The organism is Treponema primitia, assembly GCF_046533075.1.
GTDB classification, from domain to species: Bacteria; Spirochaetota; Spirochaetia; order Treponematales; family Breznakiellaceae; genus Termitinema; species Termitinema primitia_B.
On the sequence record NZ_JAJQRB010000079.1, the window covers coordinates 1 to 10,130 of the forward strand.

The window sequence follows — 10,130 nt, forward strand, 5'->3', positions numbered from 1 at the left end:
AAAAAAGAGACCCCCCAAAAAACCCCCTTAAAAAAAAACCCCCCCCTAACCCCAAGGGGGGGGTAATTTTTTTTTCCCCCCCCCCCCCCCCCCCCCAACGATTTAAGCTACTCCTTTTTCCCCTACTGATTATCCTGGCCGCCTTTCTTCTCGGCTGCCCGGGAAACAGTCCCAGTGACGACACCACCGCCCCGGCATTAAGCAATGGCGCCGTGAGCAACCTGTCCTCTGCGAACGGAACCACCGCAACCCTCAGCTTTAGCTCCAATGAAGCGGGGACCCAATTCTATGTGGTGATGCCGTCAAACATCGCCTCCCCTAACGCGGCGGCGGTAAAGACGCCGGACAGTACGGCAGTGGCGGGCTCGGCGACGGTCAGCGTTGGGGCAAACACCATTGCTGTTACCGGCCTTACGGCAGGCACGCAGTACAAAGCCTATATCATTGTAGTGGATGCGGCGGGCAATCTTTCGGACGTGCTGACCATTAACGGCGTTAACCCGGTGATAGAAGCGGCTACCTATACCGTAACCTTTAACTCAAACGGCGGATCGGCGGTACCGCCTGCAACCGGAATAAGTTCCGGGGCCACCGTAACCTTACCCGCTAATCCGACAAAGGATAGCAATATCTTCGCGGGATGGTTTACCGATGACGAAACCTTCAGCGCGGCGTTTAACGGATCAACCCCGGTAACCGATAATATTATCGTTTATGCAAAATGGACACCCGGGACCACCTATACCGTAACCTTTAACTCAAACGGCGGATCGGCGGTAGCGCCTGCAACCGGAATAGGTTCCGGGGCCACCGTAACCTTACCTGCTAATCCGACAAAGGGCAGCAATACCTTCGCGGGATGGTTTACCGATGACGACACGTTTAGCACCGCGTTTAATGAATCAACCCCGGTAACCGGTAATATTACTGTTCACGCAAAATGGAATCCGGCGGGAGGCAATCCCTTTATAGGAATATGGACCGGTAACATTAAAATCGGATCGGATCCGGATGACCGGGACATATCACTTGTTATTACAGAAACGGCATGGCAATATCTCACCTTGACCAACTACCCCCCCCAGCCATATGGTCAAAAAGGGACCTATGTCTATACCGGTAATAGTGCAACCATGACCATTACCCATCAAACAGATAGCGGAGAGACATGGTCAGACAATTTAACCAGTTTACCGTTGACAACATTTGAGCCAACAGTTTCGGGCAATACCTTGACCTTAGGTACTTATACATTGAACAAAATGGACAGGACCATAACGCTCAACAGTTTCCCGAACAATGCTTTCATAAAAATTTATTTGTCGTCTTCAAAAACCAGTAAAGAAGAATTCCGGGCAGGTATAGTGGCTGGAGCATCTGATACTATTGCCTATGGGAATAAGGTTTTTCACCGCATAAGAGAGGCTGATTCCGACGGTCTAAGCTCTTCAGATTGGACAGGAACTAGTTCGTACTATGTGTTTATTGATGGCAGCGGCGGCGGTAACTATTATTATGTATCAAAGGAAAAAATTTCATTCTCCTCTGATAATATAATAATAAACTTTACCGCTTCGGATTGGACACACTTGGCAAGCGGTGACAATTGGAGCCCGGGCTCCTGATTCACCGATGATGATTTAGCGATCCGGAAGAACATTTCCGGATCGCTAAATTGCCCTACAAGCAACTCTTCAGTATTTCTAAGCCTTGATCAATCTCAGCATCGCTGATGGTATATGGCGGCAGGAAGCGCAGCGTGTTCGGCCCGGCGCTGAGGATCAGGAGCCCCGGGGTTTTCGCGTCCGCCCTGGCTATGGCTTTTTCCAGAACCGGCCAGGCGTCATCGGTGATGTCCACGCCAATCATGAGGCCCCGGCCGCGGATCTCCTTCACCTTAGGATGGCGCCAGGCGCCGATTTGGGTTTTGATCTTCTCGCCCTTCCGGACAATTTCTTTGAGGAAGGCCGGGTTGTTTACGGTTTCCAGAACCACCAATCCTGCGGCGGCGGCCAGGGGATTGCCCCCAAAGGTACTGCCATGATCGCTGCTCCCGAGGGTATCGGCGGCCTTTTCCCCGGCCAGGACGGCGCCCACGGGAATACCCGCGGAAAGGCCCTTGGCCAGGGTGACCACGTCGGGTTTGATCCCTAAACCATGCTCGTCATGGTAGGCTTCACAGGCCAGGAAGGTTCCGGCCCTGCCCACCCCGCACTGGACCTCGTCAAACATGAGCAGTATGTCCCGTTCGGCGCAAAACTTTGCGGCGGCGGCGATATATTCCGGCGTTTGGGGCACGATACCGCTTTCACCCTGGATGGCCTCGATGAGAAGCCCCGCCACCGTATTTCTGTCAAGGGCCTTGTCCAGGGCGTTGATGTCTCCGCCGGGTACATAGAGGAAGCCCTCGGTAAAGGGGCCGAAGTCCTTATGAAACTTATCCTGCCCGGTTGCCGCCAGGGTGGTGATGGTCCTGCCGTGGAAACTTCCCTTAAGGGTCACAATCTGATGCCGCCCTTCCCCGTATTTCTTTAAGGAATATTTCCGGGCTATTTTACAAGCCCCTTCGTTGGCCTCCGCCCCGGAGTTCCCCAGGAACAGCTTCTTCATCCCCGCTGCGGAACAGGCTGCCACCAGCTTTTCTGCGAAGGCGGCGCTCACATCGCTTTGGTAATAGTTGCACACATGGTTGAACTTCGCCGCCTGATCCGCAATGGCCTTCACCAAAGCCGGGTACCCGTGGCCCAAACAGTTCACGGCAATCCCGGCGGTAAAGTCCAGGTAGCGCTTCCCCGTAGTATCGGTGAGCCATGATCCTTCGCCCTTAGTAAAGGTAACGGGTAACCGGTGGTAGGTATTCATAAACACATCGCTCATAGTATCCCCCTTATAGTAATGGTATTAACAATAGTACTACGCTTCAATCATCGTTCCGATACCCTCGTCGGTGAACAGCTCGATGAGCAGCGCATGGGGAAGACGCCCGTCGATGATGTGGGCCTTCTTTACCCCGCCGTCCAGGGCGAGGCTGCAGCATTCGGTCTTGGGGATCATCCCCTTGCTTACCACACCCTGTTTTTTCAGGTTCTCAAGCTCCGAACGGGGCAGCCGTTTTATCAGGGAATCCGGGTCCTGAACATTCCGGAGTATGCCCTGCACATCGGTTATCAGAATGAGCTTCTCCGCCTTAATAGCCACGGCAATTTGGGCGGCGGCGGTATCGGCATTAACGTTGAGGATATGCCCCTTTGCGTCGCCGGTACCCAGGGCTACGGAGGAAACTACCGGGATAGCGCCGCTTCCCAGCACAGTTTCCAGAATCGAGGCGTTCACGGTTTCAATTTCCCCCACAAGCCCCAGATCTTCCCCAGCGGATTTGAGGAGCCTCCCCAGAAGAAGCCCCCCGTCTATACCGCAAAGCCCCATCGCCTTACCCCCGGCCTGCTGGATCAGCGCGGTGATATCCTTGTTCACCTTGCCGCAGAGGACCATCTGGACAATTTCCATGGTCTCCTCATCGGTGTAACGCAGCCCCTGAACGAAGCGGCTCTCCTTGCCCAGGCTGCTGAGCATGGATTCAATTTCCGGGCCGCCCCCATGGACCAGCACCGTCCGTATCCCCACGCAGCTCATGAGTATCAGGTCCTGGATCACCGCGGCTTTCAGCTCGGCGTTGATCATGGCGTTCCCGCCGTACTTTACCACCACGGTCTTACCCTGGTAGGCCTGTATATAGGGCAGCGCATGGACCAGCACCTCCGCCCTGTCGTTGTTATTTATTGATTCCCTCATTCCTCATTCCTCATTCTTTATTATGAAGACCCGTAGTCTCCGTTTATCTTGACAAATCCCAGGTCAAATCACAACCCTAAAACAAAGCCGGTATAGTCTTTAGCCCGTCGGTTTCGTCAAAGCCGAAGATGATATTCATATTTTGAACCGCCTGTCCTGCGGCGCCCTTAACCATATTGTCGATGGCGGAAACCGCCAGGAGTGTCGTACCGGCCTGATCCAGGTGAATCGATATATCGCAGAAGTTGGACTGCCGGACCCGACCGCTTGCGGCGATGACCCCTGCGGGAAGGACCCGGACAAAGGGCTCGTCCTTGTAAAAATCTTCGTATACCCGGCGTATCTCCCCGGCCTTTTCCTCAATCTCCTTTGTAGGCGGCCGAGGGGCGCCGGATAGCCGGGACGCGCCGGATCTTTCCTTGGGCCGCCATTCTTCCGCCAGGGGAATATAGATGGTACTGAGTATACCCCGGTTCATGGGCGCCAAATGGGGAGTAAAGATCACCGCCGGCCCCTGCTGCACAGACACAGCTCTGGCTGCCATGGCTGCCATGGCTTGGAAGTTCCGGGCAATCTCCGGGGTGTGCCGGTGGGCGCCTACTTTGTAGGGGGCCAGGGAATCCGCACATTCGGGGTAATGGAAGGAACGGCTGGGGTCCCGGCCGCCGCCGGTAATCCCGGAAGCGGAATCTACGATAATAGTTCCCGGCCCCGCGATACCCTTCGCCAGGGCGGGGAAGGCCCCCAGGGAAGCTCCGGTTGGATAACAGCCGGGGTTACCAATGATAAGCTTTTTCGCAGAAGCCAGTTCCTTGATACGGGAACGGTTCAGTTCCGGGAGCCCGTAGACGGAATAGTTTCGTAATTCATTATACACAAATGATTTACCATACCAGGCGGCGAAGGTTTCCTCATCATCATCAAAACGAAAATCCGCAGAAAGGTCGATGAAGGGGATACTCTTTTCAATACAAGCTTTAGCGAAGGGCTCCCCCACCCCGCTGGGCAGGGCTGCAAAAACCACCTGGGACCGGGAAATCGCCTCCTCCGGTTTTACCAGGGTAGCCTCAATTTTTCCCAAGAAATTGGGATAAATATGTTCAATCCGGTCACCCTCATGACTCACCGAAGCCAAGGCGAACCCGCTTACCCCGGGATGTCCCGCGAGCAGCCGAACCAGTTCGGCGCCCGCATATCCGGTGGCGCCGATAATGCCAACGATCAAAGCGAACCTCCTAATCGGGACAAAAAATAATATCCCGTTCAAAAAATACCGATAAATTTCTTATAAAGATACAAGGGGGGGAACTTAAAAGCGAGGCCCCGCCATTATGCGGGGACGGTACCGGTGCTTTTTCATATGTATAAATTTGCATAAATCTTTATTTTAGTCAATATATATACATATTGACTAAAACCGTAATATTTTGGAGTATTTATTCATAGTTAAGAAAAATTAAAAAGGTGGTAAGCGTATGATCCGGGTTGCGGATGTGGAGGAGCAGGAAGAGGAGAAATTTCAAACGGTCATTGATCCGGCGGACGACTATCCGGAGGAAGAGCAGGATTTTCATGCCGGAAAAATTTACTGCGCCAATTGTATCCATTGTAAATTGGTCCCGGCAAAATCCGCCGGCGATGACCGGTATGTACTCCGTATCCGCTGCGCCGCCGGGAAGTGGAAAAAGAAGCTCGGCGAAGAAAAGCTCTATAAGTACTGTACCATAACCCGGCGCTATCTTGATAATTGCGACACCTACGAGGAAATGGGCGACACCAAGACCTATATCCGGGAACTGAAAAAGAGTCTCCCCGAAAAGGATGAACTGTACGTCCTCTTTCAAGGTACTGAGTAGGAGGAGGCGCCGCGTGGTCCGTCTGCCTTGTTTTTACCCGTACCCCGTGGTATAAAATAGATATGCGTTTTCTAAAATTAGCTGTTCTTCTTACCTCTCTTGTTATTTTGGCTTCAAGCTGTTCCTCCGGGCCGGTGAACATCCCCGATACTGCCGCCCCTGCAGAAATAGTGCAGCGCGCCCAGGAAGCTTCGGACCGGAACCGGCATAATCAGGCCCTGAACTACTACGAAGCTATACTGGAACGGTTTCCCTCAAACAACGACTATGTCTGCATCGCAGAGTACGAGATCGCCTTTATCCATTACAAACAAAAAAAATATGAGCTTTCGGAGTCCGAATTCAGAAAGCTCCTGGCCCGATACGATGCCCCCGATGCGGAGTTGCTTCCCCCCCAATACAAGATTCTGGCCAATATTGTTATCGCCAAGATCGATGAACGGAAAAAATGATAGAACATCGCTAGTAAATCCTACATATTCGTAGTATCATCTTTTCATGCAATCCGGAATCGTTTCTGAACGGGATGAGTTGGAACTCCTCTTCGATATAGCCCGAACCTTCGATAAACACGTTGAACTCAGGACAGCCCTGGGCCCCCTGCTAAGCCTCCTGGAAGTACGGGCGGGCTTGACCTGGGGCATGGTTACCCTCCTGGATCGGGCCACGGGCCTCCTCAAGGTTGAGGAAGCCTACGGTTTAAGCGCCGAAGAAAAAAAACGGGGTATCTACCGTCTGGGAGAAGGCCTGGTGGGCCGGGTCTTTGAATCCGGCATCCCCATCACCATCCCGGATCTTTCCCGGGAAACCCACTTCCTCAACCGGGCTAAAACCCGGGCTAAGGCAGACATGGAAGGGCTTACCTACTACTGCGTACCCATACGGTCCGGAGGCGCCGTGATCGGTACCCTCAGTGCGGAACGGCGTATCCGGGATGAGGATGTGGAAACCAGGATAACCGGGGACCGGACTTTTCTGGAGAAAGTTTCTTCCATAATTGCGGATTCCGCCAAACTCCGTGAACGGATTACCGAAGAACAGTTCCGGCTTCACCAGAACAGCGGTATGGCGGCGCCGGACGAGCGGATCAACCGGGACCAGAGCGGCGGCCGGATCATATCGGGAAGCGAGATCATCGGAACCAGCAACGCCATGCGGACCGTCCACGAAATGCTTTCCCGGGTGGCCCCCAGTGACGCCACGGTACTCGTCACCGGTGAAAGCGGTACCGGCAAGGAACTTATCGCCGCAGAAATCCACCGGCTCTCCAAGCGGGTAGGGGCGCCTCTGATTAAGGTCAACTGCGCCGCCATCCCGGAAAGCCTTATTGAAAGCGAGCTCTTCGGCCACGAAAGAGGCGCCTTTACCGGGGCCGACAAGCAGCGTAAGGGCCGTTTTGAGCTGGCCCATTCGGGGACCCTGTTTTTAGACGAAATCGGGGAGCTTTCCCCCCAGGTTCAGGTAAAGCTCCTGCGGGTACTCCAGGAGCGGGAACTTGAACGGGTGGGCGGAACCTCCACTATTAAGGTAGATGTCCGGCTCATCACCGCCACCAACCGGAACCTGGAGGAGGAGGTTAAGTCCGGCCGTTTCCGGGATGATCTCTACTACCGGCTCAACGTATTTCCCATCCAGATCCCCCCCCTGCGGGAACGGAAAAGCGACATCGTCCTCTTGGCGGATTACTTTGCCGAAAAGTACGCCGCCAAGAACGGCAAACTCATCAAGCGCATATCCACCCCCGCCATCGACCTCCTCACCAGCTATTCCTGGCCCGGCAATGTCCGGGAGTTGGAAAACGCCATCGAGCGGGCGGTGATCCTCTCCAAGGACCAGGTGATCCACTCCTACGACCTGCCCCCCAGCCTGCAGTCTGCGGCCTCCACCAACACCGAGCCCACCACTACCCTGGAAGCAGCCCTTTCCCGCTTGGAAAAAGAGCTTATCGTGGAAGCCCTGAAAATCGCCGACGGCAATATGGCCTCCGCCGCCCGCCGCCTTGGCATTACCGAACGGCAGATGGGCCTCCGGGTCCACCATTACGGTATCAATTGGCGCCTCTACAGAACGACAAAAATGTAGGATTGATCTATAAAGCATACATAAACGTAAGAAAATGTAATAATTTAGAATTTCTGAGAAAAACACAGAGAGGAAGAAAAACCGCAGAGAGCACAGAGGAAGAACACAGAGGACACAGAGGGGAAGAAAAGAATAATTTTTGCCCGATCCCTCCTCGTTTCCTCTGTGTCCTCTGCGTCTCCTCCGTGTCCTCTGTGTTAAATCTTCCTCCGTGTCCTTCGTTTTTCTCTGTGTCCTGTGTTTTGTGTGTCCTCCGTGTTAAATCTTCCCCGTTTCTTTCTCAACTTGGCACGGTTTTTGCTGTACATACAGTAGCAACGTATTAGGAGGACAAAAAGGTGCGAAAAAAGTTGTTTGTTTTGTTGATACTGACCCTGTGTATAGGGGGCGTTTCCCTCTTTGCCGAGGAAAGTATCGAATCCCTGGGATTTTCGCTTGATGTGGTTTGGCTGTTCCTGGGTGCAATCCTGGTCTTTATCATGCAGGCGGGATTTGCCCTGGTTGAGACCGGTCTTACCCAGGCAAAAAATGCCACCAACATCACCATGAAAAATGTGATGGACTTTTGCTTTGGCGCAATCGTGTATTGGGCCATAGGCTGGGCTTTTATGTACGGAAAGGATAAGGGCGGGTTTATCGGCACTTCGGAGTTTTTCCATAGTCCCATGGGACTGGACTTTGATTCCGGCGGCTTCTACAAATCGTGGTTCTTCCAGGTAGTCTTTGCCGCTACTGCGGCGACCATCGTTTCAGGCGCCATGGCGGAACGGACCAAGTTTAAGTCATACCTGATTTATACCTGTTTTATTTCGGCGTTTATATACCCTATTTCCGGTCACTGGATATGGGCTGCTCCGGCAGCGGATGGAACTGGCGGCGGATGGCTTGGTAACCTTGGCTTCCACGACTTCGCCGGTTCCACCGTGGTCCACTCCGTAGGCGGCTGGGCAGCTCTGATGGGCGCTGCGGTCCTTGGTCCCCGGGTAGGTAAATATGTAAAAGGGCCGGATGGCAAAACCTCAGTTAAAGCGTTTCCGGGGCATAATATTCCCTATGCGGCCCTCGGCGTACTGCTTCTGTTCTTCGGTTGGTTCGGCTTCAACGGCGCTTCGACTAGTATAGCAACCGTGGGGGATGGCGGAATCTGGAGCGGCCTTAATATTGCCCGTGTCTGCGTTACCACACTTCTGGCGGCTTCCTCAGGGGCAGTCGGGGCGCTATTTTTCTCCTGGATTTGGTTCAAGAAGCCCGATTGTTCCATGACACTGAACGGACTTCTGGCAGGTCTCGTGGGTATTACCGCTCCCTGCGCTGTGGTAAGTCCCGGCGCATCCATTGCCATCGGCCTTATCGCCGGTGTGCTCGTGGTTCTCTCGGTCGAGTTTATCGATAAGGTCCTCAAGATCGATGACCCGGTCGGCGCTTCATCGGTACACCTGGTCTGCGGTATCTTTGGTACCCTGGCGGTCGGTATCTGGGGTCAGGTGGACGGCGTTGCGGTTGGTGTCCTCCACGGCGGCGGATTCAGCCAGCTTGGTATCCAGGCTCTTGGTGTTGTATCCGTAGGCGCCTGGGCGGCCATTACCAGTCTTATCCTCTTCCTCCTGATTAAGGTAACAGTAGGACTGCGGGTCAGCAACAAAGAAGAAGCCATAGGACTCGATCGCAGCGAACATAAGTCGGAAGCTTACGCGGGCTTCCAGATTTTCAGTAACATGTAAGGAGGAGGTAGAAATGAAACTGATTATTGCATATATACAGCCCCATGTGCTGAACGAAGTTAAGCAGGAACTGTACAAGGCCGAGGTCTACAAGATCTCTGTTACCAACGCCATGGGCTGCGGTCAGCAGAAGGGATACACCGAGCAGTATCGCGGTGTTGAAATTGAAGTAAACCTTTTAAAGAAGGTACGCATTGAAATTGCGGTGAACGATAACTTCGTAAAGCCCACGGTGGATGCCATAATCCGCGGCGCCCGCAGCGGGGAAATCGGCGATGGAAAAATCTTCATCGTTCCCGTGGAAGAGTGCATCCGTATCCGAACCGGCGAAACCGGTTCCGTGGCAATAGGTTAAAGGGATTATAAAAAAGAAGGCGTCCGCGCACAGTAATTGTGCCGGGCGGATGTAAAAAGACAAGGTTTGAGAGGGCGGTACGGTATCGGGTTTTGGCCCGTGCCGTACCGCTTTTTTTGCTGAAATACCATCAATAACTGCCAGGGCAACCCTGCGGTGAGGCTCCCATCCTGCTTGAGCCCCCACAAGTCTCAGTTACTCTACGTCTTTCCAGCTCGTATCCACAGTATTCTCCAAGTTTACGGTGGCTGCACCACCAATGTAATTCCTACGAATTTTAAAAAAATCGATCCTCAGGATAAAGCATTTTTCAGCATAACTCCC

Annotated in this window: 9 protein-coding genes; 6 read left to right on the forward strand and 3 right to left on the reverse strand. The window is 53.4% G+C overall.

The annotated features are described in order from the left end of the window. A partial coding sequence (locus LQZ19_RS16500) for an InlB B-repeat-containing protein (RefSeq protein ID WP_411048787.1) occupies window positions 1-1,625 on the forward strand: 1,625 nt, incomplete at its 5' end. Window positions 1,626-1,680: 55 nt separating this feature from the next. Here LQZ19_RS16500 and LQZ19_RS16505 read toward each other — a convergent pair. From LQZ19_RS16505 to argC, 3 genes are all read right to left on the reverse strand, one after another. Further along, the gene (locus tag LQZ19_RS16505) at window positions 1,681-2,877 is read right to left on the reverse strand and encodes an aspartate aminotransferase family protein (protein WP_411048788.1); all 1,197 of its coding nucleotides are present in this window, start codon (window positions 2,875-2,877) and stop codon (window positions 1,681-1,683) included. Window positions 2,878-2,913: 36 nt separating this feature from the next. Further along, complete coding sequence (gene argB / locus LQZ19_RS16510; RefSeq protein ID WP_411048789.1) at window positions 2,914-3,792, reverse strand: acetylglutamate kinase; 879 nt, start codon at window positions 3,790-3,792, stop codon at window positions 2,914-2,916. A 76-nt stretch (window positions 3,793-3,868) separates the two neighbouring features. After that, window positions 3,869-5,017 carry an N-acetyl-gamma-glutamyl-phosphate reductase gene (argC, locus tag LQZ19_RS16515; protein ID WP_411048790.1) on the reverse strand — a complete coding sequence of 383 codons (1,149 nt, stop codon included), beginning with the start codon at window positions 5,015-5,017 and terminating at the stop codon, window positions 3,869-3,871. Between the two features lie 250 nt (window positions 5,018-5,267). On the opposite strand from argC, the gene LQZ19_RS16520 reads away from it, so the two are divergent. The 5 genes from LQZ19_RS16520 to LQZ19_RS16540 all read left to right on the forward strand — a co-directional run bounded on the left by LQZ19_RS16520 (window position 5,268) and on the right by LQZ19_RS16540 (window position 9,806). Then, the gene (locus LQZ19_RS16520; RefSeq protein WP_411048791.1) at window positions 5,268-5,648 is read left to right on the forward strand and encodes a hypothetical protein; all 381 of its coding nucleotides are present in this window, start codon (window positions 5,268-5,270) and stop codon (window positions 5,646-5,648) included. A gap of 62 nt (window positions 5,649-5,710) precedes the next feature. After that, complete coding sequence (locus LQZ19_RS16525; RefSeq protein WP_411048792.1) at window positions 5,711-6,100, forward strand: outer membrane protein assembly factor BamD; 390 nt, start codon at window positions 5,711-5,713, stop codon at window positions 6,098-6,100. A gap of 46 nt (window positions 6,101-6,146) precedes the next feature. Beyond that, the gene (locus LQZ19_RS16530) at window positions 6,147-7,730 is read left to right on the forward strand and encodes a sigma-54 interaction domain-containing protein (protein WP_411048793.1); all 1,584 of its coding nucleotides are present in this window, start codon (window positions 6,147-6,149) and stop codon (window positions 7,728-7,730) included. A 338-nt stretch (window positions 7,731-8,068) separates the two neighbouring features. Beyond that, window positions 8,069-9,451 (forward strand): ammonium transporter, encoded by a 1,383-nt coding sequence (locus LQZ19_RS16535; RefSeq protein WP_411048794.1) that lies wholly within the window; start codon window positions 8,069-8,071, stop codon window positions 9,449-9,451. A 13-nt stretch (window positions 9,452-9,464) separates the two neighbouring features. Continuing rightward, window positions 9,465-9,806 carry a P-II family nitrogen regulator gene (locus LQZ19_RS16540; RefSeq protein WP_411048795.1) on the forward strand — a complete coding sequence of 114 codons (342 nt, stop codon included), beginning with the start codon at window positions 9,465-9,467 and terminating at the stop codon, window positions 9,804-9,806. The last annotated feature ends 324 nt before the right edge of the window (window positions 9,807-10,130 follow it).

What these genes read in the sequence shown, in the direction of transcription:
- LQZ19_RS16525 (WP_411048792.1), top strand. Translation starts at nt 5,711, where the DNA reads ATGCGTTTTCTAAAATTAGCTGTTCTTCTTACCTCTCTTGTTATTTTG.
- LQZ19_RS16540 (WP_411048795.1), top strand. Translation starts at nt 9,465, where the DNA reads ATGAAACTGATTATTGCATATATACAGCCCCATGTGCTGAACGAAGTT.
- LQZ19_RS16530 (WP_411048793.1), top strand. Translation starts at nt 6,147, where the DNA reads ATGCAATCCGGAATCGTTTCTGAACGGGATGAGTTGGAACTCCTCTTC.
- argB (WP_411048789.1), bottom strand. Translation starts at nt 3,792, where the DNA reads ATGAGGGAATCAATAAATAACAACGACAGGGCGGAGGTGCTGGTCCAT.
- LQZ19_RS16505 (WP_411048788.1), bottom strand. Translation starts at nt 2,877, where the DNA reads ATGAGCGATGTGTTTATGAATACCTACCACCGGTTACCCGTTACCTTT.
- LQZ19_RS16520 (WP_411048791.1), top strand. Translation starts at nt 5,268, where the DNA reads ATGATCCGGGTTGCGGATGTGGAGGAGCAGGAAGAGGAGAAATTTCAA.